Source organism: Sediminitomix flava (genome assembly GCF_003149185.1).
Lineage (GTDB): Bacteria > Bacteroidota > Bacteroidia > Cytophagales > Flammeovirgaceae > Sediminitomix > Sediminitomix flava.
In genome coordinates this window covers 244,718-263,862 of sequence record NZ_QGDO01000002.1, presented here as the reverse complement: position 1 = coordinate 263,862, position 19,145 = coordinate 244,718, and the positions used below count along the sequence as shown (strand labels likewise).

Annotated in this window: 14 protein-coding genes; 6 read left to right on the top strand and 8 right to left on the bottom strand. The window is 34.9% G+C overall.

All coding sequences use genetic code 11. The annotated features are described in order from the left end of the window. The first annotated feature begins 573 nt into the window (after positions 1-573). Positions 574-1,785, top strand: a complete 1,212-nt coding sequence (locus BC781_RS08445) for a site-specific integrase (RefSeq protein WP_158281425.1) — start codon at positions 574-576, stop codon at positions 1,783-1,785. Further along, positions 1,769-2,188 carry a very short patch repair endonuclease gene (locus BC781_RS25855; RefSeq protein ID WP_394342327.1) on the top strand — a complete coding sequence of 140 codons (420 nt, stop codon included), beginning with the start codon at positions 1,769-1,771 and terminating at the stop codon, positions 2,186-2,188. Before BC781_RS08445 ends, BC781_RS25855 begins: the two co-directional genes overlap by 17 nt. A 39-nt stretch (positions 2,189-2,227) precedes the next feature. Here BC781_RS25855 and BC781_RS08435 read toward each other — a convergent pair whose 3' ends face one another. From BC781_RS08435 to BC781_RS08410, 6 genes are all read right to left on the bottom strand, one after another. Further along, positions 2,228-4,723 carry a hypothetical protein gene (locus BC781_RS08435; protein ID WP_109616802.1) on the bottom strand — a complete coding sequence of 832 codons (2,496 nt, stop codon included), beginning with the start codon at positions 4,721-4,723 and terminating at the stop codon, positions 2,228-2,230. A gap of 158 nt (positions 4,724-4,881) precedes the next feature. Next, positions 4,882-5,850 (bottom strand): hypothetical protein, encoded by a 969-nt coding sequence (locus tag BC781_RS08430; RefSeq protein ID WP_109616801.1) that lies wholly within the window; start codon positions 5,848-5,850, stop codon positions 4,882-4,884. Then, entirely contained in the window at positions 5,831-6,613 is a 783-nt protein-coding gene (locus BC781_RS08425; RefSeq protein ID WP_158281424.1) for an HNH endonuclease, read from the bottom strand. Before BC781_RS08425 ends, BC781_RS08430 begins: the two co-directional genes overlap by 20 nt. Beyond that, a complete protein-coding gene (locus BC781_RS08420) occupies positions 6,603-8,225 on the bottom strand; it encodes an ATP-binding protein (protein ID WP_109616799.1) in 1,623 nt (540 codons plus the stop codon). Before BC781_RS08420 ends, BC781_RS08425 begins: the two co-directional genes overlap by 11 nt. Positions 8,226-8,241: 16 nt before the next feature. Continuing rightward, entirely contained in the window at positions 8,242-10,404 is a 2,163-nt protein-coding gene (locus BC781_RS08415; protein WP_109616798.1) for a DEAD/DEAH box helicase, read from the bottom strand. Beyond that, positions 10,388-10,951, bottom strand: coding sequence for a sigma-70 RNA polymerase sigma factor region 4 domain-containing protein (locus BC781_RS08410; protein ID WP_109616797.1), 564 nt, complete (start codon positions 10,949-10,951; stop codon positions 10,388-10,390). Before BC781_RS08410 ends, BC781_RS08415 begins: the two co-directional genes overlap by 17 nt. Positions 10,952-11,225: 274 nt before the next feature. On the opposite strand from BC781_RS08410, the gene dcm reads away from it, so the two are divergent. From dcm to BC781_RS08395, 3 genes are all read left to right on the top strand, one after another. Beyond that, a complete protein-coding gene (dcm, locus tag BC781_RS08405) occupies positions 11,226-12,380 on the top strand; it encodes a DNA (cytosine-5-)-methyltransferase (protein ID WP_109616796.1) in 1,155 nt (384 codons plus the stop codon). 72 nt (positions 12,381-12,452) lie between these two features. Then, a complete protein-coding gene (locus BC781_RS08400; protein ID WP_109616795.1) occupies positions 12,453-14,357 on the top strand; it encodes an AAA family ATPase in 1,905 nt (634 codons plus the stop codon). An 85-nt stretch (positions 14,358-14,442) separates the two neighbouring features. Further along, on the top strand, positions 14,443-15,702 hold the full coding sequence (locus BC781_RS08395; protein WP_158281423.1) for an LlaJI family restriction endonuclease: 1,260 nt from the start codon (positions 14,443-14,445) through the stop codon (positions 15,700-15,702). A 61-nt stretch (positions 15,703-15,763) separates the two neighbouring features. Here the strand turns inward: BC781_RS08395 and BC781_RS08390 are convergent, their stop codons facing one another. Beyond that, positions 15,764-16,318 (bottom strand): helix-turn-helix domain-containing protein, encoded by a 555-nt coding sequence (locus BC781_RS08390; protein ID WP_109616793.1) that lies wholly within the window; start codon positions 16,316-16,318, stop codon positions 15,764-15,766. A gap of 88 nt (positions 16,319-16,406) precedes the next feature. On the opposite strand from BC781_RS08390, the gene BC781_RS08385 reads away from it, so the two are divergent. After that, entirely contained in the window at positions 16,407-16,685 is a 279-nt protein-coding gene (locus BC781_RS08385) for a hypothetical protein (protein ID WP_109616792.1), read from the top strand. Between the two features lie 407 nt (positions 16,686-17,092). On the opposite strand, the gene BC781_RS08380 is transcribed toward BC781_RS08385, so the two are convergent. Continuing rightward, a complete protein-coding gene (locus tag BC781_RS08380; RefSeq protein ID WP_109616791.1) occupies positions 17,093-18,625 on the bottom strand; it encodes a pentapeptide repeat-containing protein in 1,533 nt (510 codons plus the stop codon). Between the last annotated feature and the right edge of the window lie 520 nt (positions 18,626-19,145).

Below are 19,145 nucleotides of genomic sequence, written 5' to 3'. Positions count from 1 at the left end.
GTCAATTTTCAGAGATGCTGTTGGTGTAAAATTATTCACCATTGGAAGTCTAATAAATGTTATAAAAAATAAGGCCAAAAAATCACCAATCATTGTTTTTTAATATCTACTAAAAACGTATCGTCTTTTCGAAATTTAGTAATGAGCTATAAATATTGATATTAAAATCTGAGATTTCAATATATACTTACATTCTTAATTATTGGAATTGTAAAATTAACTTCAAGAAGTTATAAACTGACATTCTATGAGTCGTTAGTAATGGTGGTGTAGTTACTACAAATCTATTTTGGGTGTATATCAATTAGTATATACCGAAGTATAAAAAATGCTACAATAAAAAAAGCACTCTAGATTTCTCTAAAGTGCTTCTAAGCCACATACAAGGCTATTCCGTGGTCCCACCTGAACTACAACTAGTTTACACTATTTTACATAAATGTATTTTATTTGCCTTAGAATAAGGTTTTCACTATTTTGTTTTACAATTTATTACAAAGTTTTACATAATTTAGATCGACCTATAGATCGACCTGTTTCTAGTTAATTTAGATGTTAAACTTTAAAGTTGTTATGACAACCAAGTTATTAATCCGAAAAAAAAGGGTAAATGCTAAAGGAGAAACCGCTATTCTTGTAGGCTATTATCATGATCATAAACATTGCTTATTCTCAACAGGAATATACGTTAAACCCAAGGACTGGGATGAGACGGGACAGAAGATAAAACGAAGTATGAAAGGCTTCAGTACAAGGAATAGTGTTCTAAATCAATTGAAAGCAGATATTGATGAAATTGCTTTAGAGTTGAAGTTTCAAGGTGTAGTTCCAACAACAGAGCAGGTGAAGAAAGCACATAATAGCAAGGTCGGAAAGGGGGAAATAGAACAAAAAACTTTTATGGACTACTTTGATAGCTTTGTTGAAGAAAACCGTCCACAGAAAGCTCATGGTACAATCCAGAAGTATATAACTCTTCAGAACCATTTGAAAGACTTCCAAGAGTTTCATTCCACACAACTTAGTTTTGATGTAATCAACAACTCCTTCTATAACTCCTTTATCAATTTTCTTTATGATCAAAAGGAGCTGAGTGATAATACCGTTGGAGATATGATCAAGAACCTGAAAGTCTTTCTCAATGATATGTCAGATAAAGGCCTGAATTCAAATCTAGATTTTCAGAAGTTCGTTAGACCCAAAGCACCTGCAACTCCTTTCGTATTATCGGAAAAAGAACTCAATCACATTGTAGCAATAGATTTAACAAATAAGCCTAAACTTGAAATAGTCCGAGATTTGTTTGTGTTAGGCTGTTTTACAGGCTTGAGGTTTGGTAATTATTCAAAGTTGACTTCTGAAAATATAGTTGGAAACACATTGAAAGTTTTTCCAAACAAAGGGAAAAAAGCACAGATTACAATTCCAATTACAGATCATTCAAGACCAATCATTGAAAAGTATGATGGTAACTTCCCAACAATGTCTGATGTTTTAATGAATAGAGGATTGAAGGAATTAGGACAATTGGTCGGATTGGATGATGAAGTTGAAAGGGTAAGGTATGCGGGGAAAAATAAAACAACGTTCAAAAAGAAGAAATGGGAGCTTCTCGTTACACATACAGCACGAAGAGTTTTTATCACCCATTCGTTGAATAAGGGAATGAGACCTGATATCATCATGAAAATTACAGGACATACGGACATTAAGACAATGATGCGTTATGTAGGAGTTAACCAAGAGGAAGTCAATGCTGAAATGATGGATGCTTGGGGGAAATAGTTTAAGATGGTCTATCATGGGTGATATTGTAGATAGAGAAACCAGAAGCCGCATGATGGCTAATATTCGGAGTAAAAACACCAAACCCGAACGACTGCTAAGAAGCTATCTGCATAAACATGGCTTTCGGTTCCGTCTGCATGGGAGTTACAAGAATGGAAAGCTACCTGGGGCACCCGATATTGTCCTTTCGAAATACAAGACTGTCATTTTTGTGCATGGCTGCTTTTGGCATGGCCATAAAAACTGTGAGCATTTCCGGTTCCCCAAAAGCAATACCGACTTTTGGACATGGAAAATCACTCGTAATCGAGCGAATGATATTCTTCACCGACTGAAATTAGAAGAAATGGGATGGAATGTTATAACAATATGGGAGTGTCAACTAAAAAATTACGTTTAAGAAGGAGGTATTGCAGAAAGTGAGTGTAGAACAATACCTTCAATCTGACACAATTGGTTGAACATCTTCATTAATATCATCGAAAACTTGTTTTTGGACGATTTCTTCATCCATAAATGCATTGTGTATTGAATAAGATGTTTCATACTTAGGTTTTAGTTTCTTTAAAGGCAATACATCATTTACTTTATTAGGAACTTCTCCTTCTAAATACTCTTCATATACCTTAATTTGTATCATATCTATATTTTTCTTCCAACGAATTTCTGTATTTAAAAAGATACTTTGGAGTACGGATAAATCTAAGTCCATATGTCCATCAAACTGACCTACCTTTTTTTTGAAGTCTTTTGAAGTCTTTTGAAGATCTAATATAGAAGCATAAATATGATAGGTTTCATCAAGACACTTGAGGTTATAGTCTTTATACTTATCATCTATCTCATATGCGATGATCTGAGGTAAATCTGATTTTTTAAGAATCAAAATAGAATTTTCTAAACCTCTTTCAGAGGTTAATTTAATTGGCTTTCCTACTCCATTTTTTTCAAGCCATTTATTAGCTATACGATAAAATAATTCCCCCTCATCAGAAGCCATATCACATGAAAAATCAACTCCAAAAGAAATTATCATATATTCTGAATCGATATTTAATCGAGCAAATACTAGATCAAAATCTGCCTTTTTGATCAAATAAGATTCGCTTATGTTAGAAACAAATGACTTTACTATTTCCTCATAAAAGTCTTTAGCTATCCAATTTCCTAAGATAGAATCCCTATACATATAATGCGTAGTACTCTCTGGTAAATAAGATTCTCTTTCGAAAACTTTCCTTTTTATTTCCTCAAAAAAATACGATTGATAATTCTCTGTTATCTCAGACTTATTGCTTATTTCTTCAAAATACTTATAAACATATTCAATATTTTCTTTCGTTGAACCATAGAATGATTGCAATTTTTCATTATCTAGAGGCACATTTCTTACATGATTCTTCTCTGGATCCTTGAGTAGAGTTTCCAAATTATCAATATACTTAAGAGGATAATCCCGTTTGTTATCTATATACCATTGCTTATCTGAATGACTCCAATCTAAAGCTTTAAACAGTTCTTTATCCTCTAGATTTTCCGATAGCATATCCTTAAAAAAGTCTAATCCATCTAACCATACTTTCAATAGTCTCTTGCCATAAGGTAATGTTAGATTTTCTAATGGAGCTTTTGTTGTCATATGAGGGGTAGTTTTCAAGGTATATTGTCTCAAAAACAGTAATGCTATATAACGAGAAACCCATTTACCTACAACTCCATCGGCTTTTACACCTTCCATACTAGGAAAAGGAAAGTTCCTATGAACAAACATTTCATCATAAAATAACACCTCTCTATCCTTCATATACCAATCGAATATATCATCTATAGAATTCGGTAGTAAGGGATATTCACGAGGCTCACTAGTCGTATAATCAAACATTCGTCTTAGGCAGTCATAACGCTTTTGATACAATAACAAACCACCTAAAGCATAATGGAATTGTAAAAAGTAACTTCTTCGTCTATTTCTTTCTTCAGCTTGTTTTTTATTGATCTGATCATCTTGTTTCTTCCGATCCCATTCCCCCTCTAATAATTCTTCAAGCTGATACTTCATATACTCAGATGCTAATATCCAATGGTGCATCACCAAGTCATCCCTTTTTTCTTCTACGGCTAAGCTTATATTTTTCCATAGATGAGTAAATGTATTACTTGAAATTCTAGGTTCCCGATACAAGCCAACTCTTAAAAGCCATATAGACCCCGAAGTATACTTTTCTAATTGAAGGAGTTTCCTATCCTTCAACACAATTAATTCTTCTATAATCTGGTAGATTAGTTCATGGTAAACATCTGGAAAAACAGTGCCCCAATCATTCTCTTCTTGATTCATCCTCTCTCTATCAAATTCCTCGTTAAAGTTTTTCATCAACCAATCCGATAGCGGACGGTTTTTCTTTTGAATAGAATGAATAAAAATATCAGATAATGCCTTAAAATATTCTAGATTACTTTCCTTTCCTTGTTTCCTTTTTTCATGATGATATTTCTTATGCTTTTCGAATAGATACTCTACTAGTTTGATTGGAGTATAATAAACATGTATCCGCTTGACCATCATAAAGAAAGCCACTACCAAAAATACCACCGCAATTATTATAGACACATCCAATAGCCAGCCAATAGTATTATGACTCACTTCCTTAGCCTTTAGAGTCCCTTCTATAATTCCATTTGTAGATACTTCAATATGAAATGCACCTTCCTTGATACTAGGGTTATGATCATGGAAAGTCCAAAATCCTGCTAATACCAGAGCTACATAAAAAGACCACATGAAAATGTTTCTTTCCTTTTCTCGATCAAATAAACTAACTACATGGGTCGAAGAATATTTGTCATCTAAACGGGTAATTACCTGTAATATCAAAGGGTAAGCAAAACCTATCATCCCTGTGATCACCCCAATAAAAAGTAGTATCTGAAACATGTTAACTTAGTTTTTTAGAATAGTATTGAAGTTAAACTATTTGTATCAGTTTACCAAGATTTAGTATTCTTCCACACACTTTAAAAAGCATGAAGCAAAACCAAAATAAGATTTATCAAAATCTCCCGAAAAGAACCGATCATATAGGAAATAATGGACTAGCCCATTAATTCCTCTACATAGATTCTCAATTGCCTTGAAATGTCTGATCGGATATCTTCCATAAAACGTTTGTCCTTTTTCTTGAAGGTTTTCATTTCAATTTCCGAATAGGCTTGTGCCAATTGAGCGATTGCGTTTAATGCTTCAGGGTCATTTTTATAATGGGAGATAAAGTCGTGTTTGAGACAAAGCTGACTTTTGATTCTGTTTTGATCATAAATCGGTTCCCAAGCGACTGTTGAATCTTCTTCATTGAACAGAATAGAAGCGTTTTTAGGTATATCACAGCCTAAGTCTGGTAAGTCCATTGACATCTCGGTATTCTTTACTTCTTCTAATGAGCCTTCTGTTTGGAATAAGATCTGAAAGTCTAGTAATTTATTGAATATACTGTAAAACCCGTCAGAGAAACCACTACGATATATTTTCAAATGATCGGCTACAACATTACCAAACATATCATTATTACTTACGCCTACAACCTTAACCAATTCAGGGCTATACTCCACGAGTTTCTTTTTTACAGAAAGCGGAAAGTATATTCTCTTATATTTTTTACCATCGTGTCTAAGTGCCTTTAGAATTCCCTCAAGTTCTGGTTTATAACTAGATTGTCCCAATACCTCCCGAATATTGTTGATCGTTCCTCGTATTTCTTGATCTTCAAAATAACGTGCTAGAATATTTGATATTCCTCCTACTTCATCATCCTTTTTTTTACAAGGCTGACTAGCTATTCCTATCGCCACATCTTCATTTGTTTGAGATTTCCAATAAAACAGGATAGCTGATAAATGATCAAGATAGAGTCTTACAAGAGCATTTCTTTCTTCAAAGATTCTATAAACAAGATCTAATGGAACAGGAATATTATTTTTCCAAAAGATCAATTCATCTATTCTTGCTCCGGGCATATTTTCAAGCAAGTATCTTTTAAAGTCGTATTTATTGAATCTGTATTCCATGTTCTTTCTGTATTAGTTCTCTAATTTGTTTAGGTAATAAAGGTGGTTCTTGCTGATGGGCGATTGTATGGCAATTTGGGCAAAGCGGTACTAAGTCCACTAAAGGATCGAATATCCTTTCGCCTTCCGAAACAGGGATAATATGGTGTACATGGATTAAGTTATGAGCGATTGCTCCGTATTTTTCATCCATTTGAAGGTCACAAGCTTTACAACGATAGCCGTGAACGGAGAGTGCTATTGCTCTATTTTTAGCACTGCGTTCATATCTAGAAAGTGCTACCTCCACTTGCCTCCCTTCTGTGATAGCTCCGACTTCCTGCTTATAGGGAAAAACAATTAGCACCAAAGTTTTCAATAGATCTATAAAGCTTAACAGGCTCTTTTCAGTATATGCCTCAACAGTCTTTCTAATGATTAACTTGAAGTCTTGTGAAAAATGCTGTTTATCTTGAAAGTTCTCTTGAACTGCTAAACGTTCTAAACTTAGCCTGACTGTCTGATCTTTGTGCAAGATCGCTTGTAACAAAGCTCTATTCTCTTCAATGGATTTATTGACTACTTCCAACAAATTTAATGAGGCACTTTCAAAGCTAAATATAGCTGTCAGCGAACAAGATCTTGCCTCAATTAGAATGGTAAATCCTTGTCTTTGGGGTAGTTTATTATCACGAAGAAGAATTGTATTTTCCGTGAAACTCATTTCCCAAGCGTTCCACCATACTTGGGAAATAAGATTCTGCGCAAATTCCTTATTCTGCATTTTCAGAAGTCTCTGGTGGTTCTGGCAGTTCATCAGACATATTTCTCAAGATACGAGAAGCTTGTATACGGTAATCTTCTTGAATACGCTTATCCTTATTATTTACTGTTGATAGTTCACCTTCAGCCAAAGCCCAAAAGACCATATCCATTGCCTTTACAGCATTTTTGTTTCCTTGAATTGGTAAATAACATTTTTTATAAAATTCATGTGTCTTATTCAAAAGGACTGCGTGTCGGTTTCCTTCAATTAACGCTGGACACCATAAGACCCCGTTATCAAGAGAATCTACATGATTCACCAATCTATCTTCCTCATGATTAATGGGTATCTTAATAGTTACTTCTTCATGACCTCTACCATTGACAATGGTTGCAGTTTGTGTCGATTCATCAGCTTCTGTTACTTCTGAATTAATACTGTCCTCATACTGCTTATCTATAGCTTTACCAGATTCTTCATGAGCCTTGTCAAGGTTTGACTGACTTTCTTTGCTTGTACTCCCTTTTCTATATCTGCTATTCGCTTCATTCCTTACTGCCGCTAACACTTCTTTGATTTTACTTCTTATTTCTGCAGGAATGGTAAAACGAGATTTCCTTACATCAATTTGGAAATAGTCATCTAGTCTATGGTCAAAAGACAGCTCTACCCTTAAGAGATTTAAGTGAGGCTCCTTGACAAACAGTCTATTTGGCCATCCGCCTGAATAAATCATTCGTCCCTCTCTAAAAATATGAAAACCTTGATTGTCATGACCATACCTAATTTTATCTTGAGTATCTTTGCTCATCTGATTTTTATTCGGCAGTATATAGGCATGTAGCTCAAATTCACCTATTCTTTCTTCCCAAAGTCCTTCTCCTTTTTTTACAGGTATAGGGTCGTTTGGATGAGGTTCAACTCCTTCCAACCACCTACAAAATGGATCCCAAGGCTGAATGTCATGTAATTCGTCTTCAAACTCAATTGTAATATTTACATCTGGGTATTCATTTTCTCTTTCCAGAAAGTTATAGAATACGCCCGACAAGTGTTCTCCTAATTCAAGCATTGAATTTCGGAGATGGGTCTTTATACTATTTCGAGGAGCAGTCGTAAACAAGCGATCTACTTTCTCCCAAATCACTACTGTACCATCTCCATTTTCATCAGAAACTTGATTCAATAGTTCTATAGCTTCTTCATAATCTTCCAATTCAGGTGTCAATAGTACCCATTCGTTTCGTTCTGCTATCAAGTCTAAATCCCACTGTCTAATGCTGTAAATACCATCTACTCTAGAAACTACTGTCAAGCGTCTACATATTGCGGTGGAAGCCGTTTTTAATCCTAACCCAAATTTTCCAAGTGATTTAGGACTAGCTCTCTTTTTTGAACCGTATAACATTGCATTCCTCAAATCAGCCTCAATCATGCCATAGCCATTATCGGCAAACATAATAGAAACCTCATCAGCATAATCTAAAGTAGCCCTTATATGTAGCTTACTTGCCTCTGCTGCAATACTGTTATCGGCTATATCTGCCCCTGAGGTATTGAATGTGTACCCCATGTCTCTTAACCCATCCGTTAACCTTGATGGACTTGCTTCTACAATCTCCTCTTTCATATTTATTGTGTTCTTTTTATTCTTTTATAAAATTCAAAATCTCATTGATATCCATCTCCTCTATCGGTACGATCACTTGATCGGATAACTCCCTTTTTTCTTGGAGTCTTTTATCTATAACCTCTTCAATCGTGTCTACATAATACATATAGTAGATATTGACATCCTTGGTCTGCTTGTTACGATACGCTCTTGCTGAAGCTTGTTCTTCTAGGGCAGGATTCCATTGCCTTGTATAGTGAATGACATGATTTGCCGAGGTGATATTCAAGCCCATTCCTGCTGTACGAGGGTTTAAAACCATCATACTAAAACCTTCTTGAGCAGAGAATTTATCTATAGCTCCTTGTCTTTCGGGTATATCAATTCGTCCATCTATATGGAAGACTTCTTTTTTGTACTTCGCTTCAAAGAGTTCTTTCATCTTGTCAATCATGTCAAGATATTCGGTAAAGATGATGACCTTTTCCTTTCGTTCTTTGATTTCATCTAGAAGCTGTAGGGTACGTTCCATTTTTTGACAATTGCTGGTCATTTCCTTCAAGCTTGCTTTTTGAAGTCTTTCTTTATCCAAAAGGAAAGGATGAGTGGTGTACATCCTCAAATCCATGATCATTTTGAGGATTTTCCCTTTACTCTCTTTACTCTTCAAAATTTCGTTACGACGATGGTGGTAACACTCACTTTCAAAAGCTTGTAAACTCAAAGCCTGGGGGATATCAATTCGGTCTGGAAGATTATCCAATACATCCTCTTTCTTTCGGCGTAGCATGATTTTATCAACTCTTTTTTTCAAGTCACTTAAATCTTGCTCTAGTGTTTCATTCACGGATTTTCGGATATAAGTCTTCTTGAACTCTTCAAAGCTTTCTAAATAGCCTTCGTTGGAAAAATCTGTAATTGACCATAAATCTTTGAGTGAGTTTTCCACTGGTGTTCCTGTCATCGCAATGCGTACTTCTCCCGAAATACCTTTGAGTGCAATATGCCTTTCTGAATGATGATTTTTGATCAAGCTGGCTTCGTCCAATACAATCAATCCCCAATCTATCTTATTGAAAAGGTATTGGTCATTGATGATCATCGAATAGGAAGTGATGACGACATCTTGCTCATTCAAACGCTTGTGGGATCCGCCTCTGTATGCTCCATGATGAATATGGGTCTTGACTTTTGGAGCAAAGAACTGAAATTCCCTTTTCCAGTTTTCTAGCAATGTACTCGGTACTACGATCAAGAGATTCTCTAAAGTACCACTTTCCAACAGCCAACAAACCAAAGCTATTACTTGGGCTGTTTTTCCGAGTCCCATATCATCTCCCAAAATGCCTCCTTCCAAGTTCAAACACCTGCCTTTGAGCCAAGCCAAACCAAATTCTTGATAGTCATACAACTCTTTGGTAAAGAGCTTTTCTCTCTGCTGTTTTTCAGAAAGTTGGTGCAGTTCTACTGGTTCTATCTCTTCAGGCACAAAGGACAAGCAAGTATATTTTTTTCTTCTCGCATATAGCCAAAATACCTTTTGTAGAATTTGATCTCCTGCATTATCCAAGATATTTAAGACCTCTTTGATCTGTTCAATAGACTCTTTCTCTATTGGGTACCACTGCTTTTCATCCATCCAATAGCCAAGTGTAATCCAGTGCTCAAATTCAGCTCTAGACATAGGAATTTCTCCTAATAAAGTTCCTTTGACAAAGAAGCTCAATTCTACAACATCCTCTTGTTCCAAATGGAATCGGAGTTGAGCTTTCAGCGGAAATTTCTTGTATTTTAAAGCTTGTAACTCCTCTTGCCATACGGCATTAGCGTAGTTATCAAGTTGTTTTTTTGCTAGCCTAAGGGAATAGATTTCTTCTGCTGTTACTCTCTCTTTTTCTTCTGTTAGCTCTATTTCTTCTAGAGCAAATTGATTGTTTTCATAATTATATATGATTGCTATTCCTTTATTAGAGGTCTCTGATTTTTGAATGCCTTTTACACCCAGGTGCTTCTGTTTTGGGAAAGATTGCGCTTTTTTTATTGCGCGATTTACACGCCCCATCACCTGCTGTATGACAGCCTCTGGGTTTTTACCCTCTTTTATCAGAATCTCAATCGCTTCCTCTAGGTTATCGCTAGGCAATAATCCTTCTAGGAAGTTGTTCAGCTCTTCTTTTTTATTATGTTTTCTTTCCATTGGTTTCTGTATTAAGTCGCCGTTCTGACAATAGCTTTTCGGCAATCCGCCTCAGCTTTTTTTGAGCATTCTGTACCTTGTTAATCGGTATATGATACTCATCAGATACCTCTCGGGGTTTATAGCCTTCTTTCAAAGCTTTGAAAACAAGACATAACTCAGGATCACCCCGCATCTGTTTGGCTATTGCATTGTCCAACTCCTGTGCATCGATGTCATTTTCTATAAAATCCGATTGCCCAACCTCATGAAAGTCTTTAGTATCTGCCCGGAGTTGATTTGCTTTCTTCTTATTGGTATTGTCCACTATACTGCGGATAATGCTTTTCAACTCGTCAAATAGGGATTCTTCATCACTGAACTGACATTTTCGTTTATCAGTAAAGACTTTTTCGATGGCTTCTCCCACAAGATCTTCTGACTCTATTCCTCTGAGGTTTATCCTTTTGTACTGCATATACTTAAGTGTATATGCGGTCAGTTTGAGGATTAGTGGTTTCCAATCGGTGGCTACTAAAAAATCATATTTATCCTGTTCTGCGACCATATAAAAATTGCTTTCTACTATAAAGAGCTGATGAAAAGGTCTTTTTTGCCATCAACTATTGAAAAAAATTAAAAAGTATAGTTTGCTTTAGGGTTTCTAGATAAAATCACAGTGAACTTACAAAATAAATATATAGCAATAAATCTATATATAGCATTGTTTACATTTTTTAATAATTGATATTTAACCTATAAAAATCATTAGCACAGAACAGCATTCATTTACGGTCTAAGTCCTTATCTTTGTATTCGAATTAGATAAGGGATTAGAGGAAATGTTCAAGTTTATAGATCTTTTCGCAGGCATTGGTGGATTTCATCTTGGGATGCACTCCATCGATGGACACTGCGTTTTTGCTTCGGAAATCGACAAGTTTGCCCGACAGACATACGAATACAACTACAAACGATATTCACCAGAAGTTTTTGAAGAACGTGAAGGCGAATTCAAGCTCTTCAATGAAGATATTACTACCGTTACTGAAAAAGAGGACCTAGACAAGATTCCTGAATTTGATGTATTGTGTGCCGGTTTTCCATGTCAACCTTTTTCACATGCAGGATTGAAAAAGGGTTTTGGAGATACTAGAGGTACTTTGTTTTTCAACATCGAGCAAATTGTCAAGAACAAGATTGAGAACGGTACCCCTCCGAAAGTGCTCTTTCTTGAAAATGTCAAAGGACTGAAAGGACATGATAAAGGTCACACTTTTAAAACCATTGTCGAACATCTTCACGCATTGGGTTATCATGTACAGGCAGAGGTTTTGAACAGCAAGCATTTTGGTGTTCCCCAAAACCGAGAACGTATTTTTATCATTGCTTGGTATAAAGATGCTATTCCTGTACAGGAAGGTGAGTTTAAATTTCCTTGGGGTATAGATCAAGATGGTGAACCATTCTACGAATACAGCAAACGAGACAATGTGGCTGTCAGCACTCGTGTAGGTGACGTTCTTTTTACAGACAAGGAAATACGATTGGAAGAGAAACGCAGAAAGGAAGAATCTGCAAGGGCTGCGATCTATACCATTTCTGACAAGCTTTGGGAAGGGCACAAAAACAGAATCAAGAAGCACAAGGCGAATGGAAACGGTTTTGGCTACTCACTTTTCAAAGATGATTCGCCTTATACCAGTACCATTTCGGCTCGTTACTACAAAGATGGAAGCGAGGCTTTAATTTACCAAGAAGATCGCAACCCTCGCAAGCTGCACCCTATTGAAGCGGCTAAATTACAGGGCTACCCTGTCGAAGAAGATCCTACAAAAGGACTACGACCAAAAGGGGACGCTCCCAATGATGATAAGTTTTATATTCCTGTTTCGGATACTCAAGCTTACAAACAGTTTGGAAATTCTGTTTCGGTTCCTGTGATTAAGGCTTTGGCTAAGGAAATTAAAGAGCAGTTGTTGGATAAGTCCAAATGATAATTGAATAATAGCAATACAGGTCGTATTTTGGTTTAAAATTGATTTAAACTAAAATACGACTTTTTTTTTATGCTAGATTTAGGAGAACGCTTAGAATTTTGGAAGAATAAATTACAAAACTACTATGAGAATGATTACAAAGAATTTTCATTTAGTGACACTACTAAAACTGAAATAAAAAAAATATACCCTTCAATATCCTTTGGTTATACTACCTTTAAATATCAAAATGATAATCAACAATTTATTATTGCTCCTAATCAATGGTTCCTAATTGCATCCTTCTGTCAGGAATACATTAATGAATTAAATCAATGCAAGAAGGAATTAGAAACCTACTTCCAAGGAAATTTAAAAAAATATTTCACTCAAGATGAGTTAGGCAAAATGAGGGATGAAAAAATTATCCCTAATGAAGTTGACAACTTATTACCTAAAGATAACAATGGAAATCTACTTCGTAAATTCCTAACAGAATATGAATGGTGGACAGGAAAAAAAACGGGGGGGAGGGTAATATCAAGAACAGAATTCTATGATGCACCAATTCTAAGTGTATGCAACTTAATCGCAGCATCTTCAGACCTTGTTACAAGAATCACAAAAAACCTTATTGGAAAAGAAGACTTGATAGAAGCTATTAAAAAAGATGCTGAAGAAAATACAATCAATCCACCTCAGAATAAGAAGTATGAAAATCTAATACAATCCGACAACATAAATGAATTTGCCTTAAAAGTGTTCAAATACTTTTATGATGGAGAATGGGATAAGTTATTAGATAAAACCTGTAAAAAGGTCAATAAAGGTTATATTAAACACTCAAACAGAATACTTAATGATTTTATTCGAGAACGAGATCCTAATGATAGCGCACTTCCTAATTTCGTTCGTATAGAAGGAACAAACATTTTTTTTAATCAAACATGGGAACAAGAAAACCCCGAAAAAACCCTCGTATCTGACAATCTAAAAAAATATTTTAAGGAAGAATTTCCATTATACAAACTCACAGATAAAAATGGTGAATACTTACTTCTAAAAAATAACATAGATTTTAAGCACAATCGCCTTGTTTATGGTGCTCCTGGTACAGGAAAAAGCTACGATCTAAACAAAGACAGTAAACAATTCGGCACAAACCTCACTCGTATCACTTTCTATCCAGATTATACCTATGGCAAATTTGTAGGTTCCTATAAACCTGTATCAAAAGGGGAAGACGGAATCGGTTATGAATTTGTTCCAGGTCCATTCCTTCTCGCTCTAGAAAAAGCAAAGGATCAGCCTTACCTTCTTATTATTGAAGAAATCAATCGTGCCAATGCTGCTGCTGTTTTTGGGGAAGCTTTCCAATTACTTGACCGAAAAAATGGCGCGAGTGAATATGGTGTTGAGCTAGATCCAATGGCACAAACATGGTGTCAAAAAAAAGAACTTTTGGATGAAAATGGCTTGTTAAAACTACCATCAAATTTCTATATATGGGCAACCATGAACTCTGCCGATCAAGGTGTTTTCCCATTGGATGCAGCATTCAAGAGACGTTGGAGTTCTCAGTTTGTCTCTATTGATGATGGTGTGAATGCTATTGAAGCTTGGCAAATCGAATACCAAGGCACAAAAGTGAATTGGAACAAGTTAAGAACAGCAATTAATGAACAGATACAGGCTTCCAATGTCGCAGAAGACAAATTGATTGGACCATTCTTTCTCAAAGAAGAAGAGCTATCGGATGAAAAGGCTATCAAATATAAACTCCTACTTTACCTAAAAGATGATGTAGCAAGGCATCGTCCTAGCATGGTCTTCAACACTAATGTTTGTGGGACAACTTTCTCTAGCATACAAAAAGCCTATGATGCTAATCAAGCTATCTTTGTAGATCCAATTCAGAAAATCATTAACGATGCTAAAGTAGATACAGATACACCACAAGCAAATTCAGAGGGGGAGGATAATGACCAAGAATAATCATATTCATTTTTTCCACGAACTAAAGTCCTTTTCAAAAAGCGATCTCAATGATCTTTTGCCCTCAGCTCTCTGCCAACAGCTGATGGCAAAAGGTATCTTGCAAGAAGCAAAGGAAAAAGGCAAGCTAAAGTTCAAGTACGTAGGCTTAATCACTGCAAAGAATATTATCATATCTGTACTTCCCAAGTATGCTCAAAATTGGGCTACAGAAGAGGAAATACAGCTTGAACACACAAAACTTATCATTGCTTCCTTACAGCAATATGCCAAGAACTATTTACTGCAACTCGAAGGAGAAGAGTTCTTGCATGAAGACCATGATTTATACAATGAAGCGGCTACGGCTTCTTGGCTGTTAGACGATTTTATCACGCATGGACTTTGGGATGAACAGAGAGAAACCTTGGTCTATAATGGGGATGGCGAGATCAATTGGGAACGTACCATTGAACTAACTGATCCTATTTTCCACAAAGGACAACCCTATTATGTGGATACTATTACCCATTACAAAGAACGTTTGGAAGATAGCATTATCCAACAGCTCCACCAATGGGCAGTTTCCTATTGTGCCGACAAGTATGCAGACCTTTTGGGGATTGGAGTTATGGTTGAAGAAAAGTACCATGTCGAGAAAGAACGTCTTGGGGAAGATGATTATTTACTCAATATCATCGACCGAGAACTGCATTCGGTTTTTCAAGATAGAAGTATTCAACTTCTCAAACGGATAAAGCTCTTGATCAGCCATCAATCCGAACAAAGCGAAGACTTGCTCAGCTTATTTGGTACCAAGAAATTTGATAGCATTTGGGAAAGTGCATGCAAAGCGGCTTTCAAAGATCAACATATTCTTCAAGACAAAATCGAGAAACCTGTATGGCATGATACACATGGCAACGATATCAAGGAAGCTAGAAAACATCAACCCGATATTTTACATGAAGGGAATGATTTTCTATTGGTACTGGATGCTAAGTATTATGCATTAAAACGAGGCTCTACTTCTGAAGGAAAAGAAACATTGACAGGGCAACCGGGTATTGCAGATGTCACCAAACAAATTGTCTATCAAAAATATTTTGAACAAGAGTATAATGATAAAAAGATACTCAACTGTTTTCTTTTCCCTAACCTAGCATCAGAAGCTGAAGAAATGGAATACATCGGTTGGGTTGATTTACCTATTCTCATTTTCAAAGAAGATAAGATCCTAAATATTACTTTGTGCCCTAAAAAGCTGTTTAAGTTCTACTTAGGAACGAGTTCGCATGACTACATCTCTGGTATTGTATCATCATATGAAGAATTATGTAAAAAGGTCCAAGTACCTCTTAAGTAACAAATTAATAGTTTGCATCTGATAATGTATTCAAAGCCTTCCATTTCTGGTTAGTGTTTGATTATTCATGAGGGGAGGGATTCTTAAGTTTTAAATAACAGCCAATAGCATTACACCACCCCTCAAAAATTTTTAAACTAGGGTTATATCCTTTCTCACTAGAATAGCCGTTATGTTCAAATTTACTTAAAGCTTCCTTGACGCCTAAACCTGCTATACGACAAACGTCAGCTTGGGTTAATCCAGCTTGATGTCTAAGTTTTTTGAACTCTAAGTGTAGTGTTCCATATTCTCTGAGTTTAATGATCCTTTCGAAGTACTCATATTTTTGAGAATGTTTGGCATATGGAGAAAAGATAATGGAGATGATAGCTGATGAGTCTTGAATATTTATGGTCTTAAGCCAGTATGTATTTTTATAATAGATGAGGCTTTTGAATAGGTTTGGAGTTGGTTCTAATGATCCAAGAGCCTTCTGATAATAAAAGTCTTTATATTCATTTATTTCATTTCCTTTAATTAGTTCCCAATCGTGGTAATTCTTGTCTGTGAAACTGTATCCAATAGAATCTTGTAGCGTAATATCTTTACCTATATATCTGTAGAGTTCTTTCATTTTTAAATATTGAAGTATAGTTTAAATAAATGAATTATAATTCTTGTTTGGAGGTTCTATTAATACAACCAACATATATCTCTGTATTATGCAAGACAAAGAGAAAGAACTGCAACAAATCAGAAAAGAGATAAGTCATTTGAAGTTTAGAGAGTCAATGTTGATGGGGACAAGCTATTATTCAAACTATTGTAGAACTACTTTCGATAAAATAACAGGTAAAGTGGTAGTTCGACTTAAGGAAAAAGCTGTAACCTTTCCTTCCAGTGAAGGAGTAGAAGAATTTATGGCTAAAATAGATGAAGAATTTCAAAAGTCTAATTTAGAAGAAATAATGCAAAGAGCTAGAACAAAAAATAAAGTATAGTTTTAGCAATAGGGGGGCTTCCATAGTCGTACAGAAAGAGGGGGGGCTTTAGGTGGCTGGTTTCCTCTTTTTATCGAGTAATTTATTTTAGCATGACTATTTGTGTCACGTATTTATGTCAGGTTAACTATTGTTTTTGATATTAACAGAATCTATACCTCCAAGAAAAAAGTCCCTATAATATCTGGATTTAAACTCACTTAAAAAGGACTATCTATTTGCCTCTTCTGAGGGGCGGTTGAGTGTTTACATTCGTTCCGTTTATTTTGATTGCTTGTAAATAGATCACGTTACAGTTTCGTTAGCATTTTAGTTTTAAATAATAGAAAAGTGTGATTCATTTCGTTAGCTATTAATGGAGTATCTAATCAAAATAAGTAAGGGGGTTCTACGTTTAGGCCTTTAGTCTAAAGAATCTTCGGGCCAATAATAATTGCATTTGTCATGTAAGCAAGACAAACTAATCCAATGGTATATTGGATATATAGATAGATGGCTCCTATGTGATTGTCATAGTTGACTTTTTCTGTATCTACTTTTATCCCAAAGAAAATAAGACCCGTATATATCGAAGCATCATAAAAACAGAGAGTGATTTGTTTTATGTAGTAAATGTAATTATGATTAGTAATATCATTTTTTGAGCGAGGTTTTATAGAGTCAACTTGATAAATACTATCAATTTTTGAATACCAGGCTAGAAGAGTATTGATTGTACAGAACATAAGAAAGATCACAAAGCTACAAAGGAATATTTGAGTTTTATTATAACCATAATCCCACCAAAACTTATTGATAAGGTTCCACCCCATGTGCCATGCCCATAATCCGTATCTTAAAGGGTTGTACCAAGCATACTTTTCCCAAGTAATTTGAGCACTTGTAGTATATAGATATTCTTGTAATTCTTTATCTGCTTTAGCATAGCCTTTATTATATCCATAATTTTTTTGCATTTGCATAAGCTGTTCATACATAGCCTCAACTTCTGTTGCTCTTTTTTCTAGATCTAATTCTTCGAGACCTAATTCATATGTTGAAGTATCTAATGATGTGTAAAGTTTGAAATTGTGACTATAGTTAAATTTAAATTTACTAATGTTTGTATAGGAAAGGTCAATTAGACATTCTGTTTTTGCACTGTCTAATCGAGTGAGACTAAGGTCAATGATATATCTGGTTCTAGCTTTTTTAAATGATATAATATTAGGTAGAATTGAGTATTCAAATATAGTTTCGCCTTTAAATACAGCTTTATAGAAATTTGCTGTTGAGCCAAATATAGTTTTCTGAAAATCTACTTTATCATGAAAGTTAACTCCTGAGAAATCAGCGAATAAACCAAATTTGGCATCTTGGAAATTTACTTTTTCAAGGAAAATAGTTCCTTTAAATAAGGCGATTTTACCAAATTGACTATTAAGGTAATTTGAAGTTTTGTGGAATTGGTTGTTTAAAAAAGTGGCATTATCATAAAATTGGGCATTAGAGAAAGTGACTGTATCAAGGAAATGAGACTTTGAGAAATCTACAGTTGAATCAAACCTAGTGTTATCGAAATTGGTAGATGAACGAAATTGAGTCTGCTTGAAGTAAGCATTATTATCAAATCTAGCATCATAGAAGTTAACTTTCTTAAATTTCACTTTGGAAAAATCTACAATATTAAAATAAGATGGCGAGAAGTCTACTAACGAGTCAAATTGAGTATTATAAAAATCAGCACCTTCAAGAAAATTGCTTCCATTGAAGTAAGCGATTGAAGCAATCCGTTTCCATGAGAAATTCACGAAACATTTGAAGTCTATTGAGTCTAGTTTTAGCTCAGTTTTAAATACACTGTCTTGATAATTCACCTCTGTAATAACTGTTCGTCCTTGTGCCAAGCTCTGATAGATACTAACAATAATAAATAGTAGTGTAAAAAGTAGCTGTTTCATGATCACTTAGAAATGGTTATAAATAAATATAGATAGTTTGTATTTGAAATTTAAAAAAGATAGTATTTATATACTTGTCCCTCCATTGTTCAAATGCATTAAAAGCAAGCCTTCTTATCGAAACGTTAGAATTAGAGATTGATCAACGCTTTCATTTGCCTAAAAATAAAGTATGAGTATATATTACTTTTTGGGATGAAATGAGTTTGACTTATAAGAAATATTAGTTTTCTATTCGAGGTAGAAAGAGGTGAGTTTCTAATCAATTATTAAGTCTATGATGCATTGTTTAGACATTTCTATAAGAATGAATTTTTGTATCTAGTTTCGATAGGTTATATGGATTATTTAAGAAATGTAATTGCTATCAAAGCCTTAATTATAGTGCTGGGTTAGCCATCTACTAGTTATTCATTTAGGTAGTTGGTAAAAAGGATTTAAGCCGTGTTTGAGCAAAAAAAATTGTAAAATGATGTAATAATAGTATTATGCGAGTATAATATATAAAATATTAAAGTAA

What these genes read in the sequence shown, in the direction of transcription:
- BC781_RS08435 (WP_109616802.1), bottom strand. Translation starts at nt 4,723, where the DNA reads ATGTTTCAGATACTACTTTTTATTGGGGTGATCACAGGGATGATAGGT.
- BC781_RS08380 (WP_109616791.1), bottom strand. Translation starts at nt 18,625, where the DNA reads ATGAAACAGCTACTTTTTACACTACTATTTATTATTGTTAGTATCTAT.
- BC781_RS08430 (WP_109616801.1), bottom strand. Translation starts at nt 5,850, where the DNA reads ATGGAATACAGATTCAATAAATACGACTTTAAAAGATACTTGCTTGAA.
- BC781_RS08415 (WP_109616798.1), bottom strand. Translation starts at nt 10,404, where the DNA reads ATGGAAAGAAAACATAATAAAAAAGAAGAGCTGAACAACTTCCTAGAA.
- BC781_RS08445 (WP_158281425.1), top strand. Translation starts at nt 574, where the DNA reads ATGACAACCAAGTTATTAATCCGAAAAAAAAGGGTAAATGCTAAAGGA.
- BC781_RS08410 (WP_109616797.1), bottom strand. Translation starts at nt 10,951, where the DNA reads ATGGTCGCAGAACAGGATAAATATGATTTTTTAGTAGCCACCGATTGG.
- BC781_RS08385 (WP_109616792.1), top strand. Translation starts at nt 16,407, where the DNA reads ATGCAAGACAAAGAGAAAGAACTGCAACAAATCAGAAAAGAGATAAGT.
- BC781_RS08395 (WP_158281423.1), top strand. Translation starts at nt 14,443, where the DNA reads ATGGCAAAAGGTATCTTGCAAGAAGCAAAGGAAAAAGGCAAGCTAAAG.
- BC781_RS08390 (WP_109616793.1), bottom strand. Translation starts at nt 16,318, where the DNA reads ATGAAAGAACTCTACAGATATATAGGTAAAGATATTACGCTACAAGAT.
- BC781_RS25855 (WP_394342327.1), top strand. Translation starts at nt 1,769, where the DNA reads ATGCTTGGGGGAAATAGTTTAAGATGGTCTATCATGGGTGATATTGTA.
- BC781_RS08420 (WP_109616799.1), bottom strand. Translation starts at nt 8,225, where the DNA reads ATGAAAGAGGAGATTGTAGAAGCAAGTCCATCAAGGTTAACGGATGGG.
- BC781_RS08400 (WP_109616795.1), top strand. Translation starts at nt 12,453, where the DNA reads ATGCTAGATTTAGGAGAACGCTTAGAATTTTGGAAGAATAAATTACAA.
- dcm (WP_109616796.1), top strand. Translation starts at nt 11,226, where the DNA reads ATGTTCAAGTTTATAGATCTTTTCGCAGGCATTGGTGGATTTCATCTT.
- BC781_RS08425 (WP_158281424.1), bottom strand. Translation starts at nt 6,613, where the DNA reads ATGCAGAATAAGGAATTTGCGCAGAATCTTATTTCCCAAGTATGGTGG.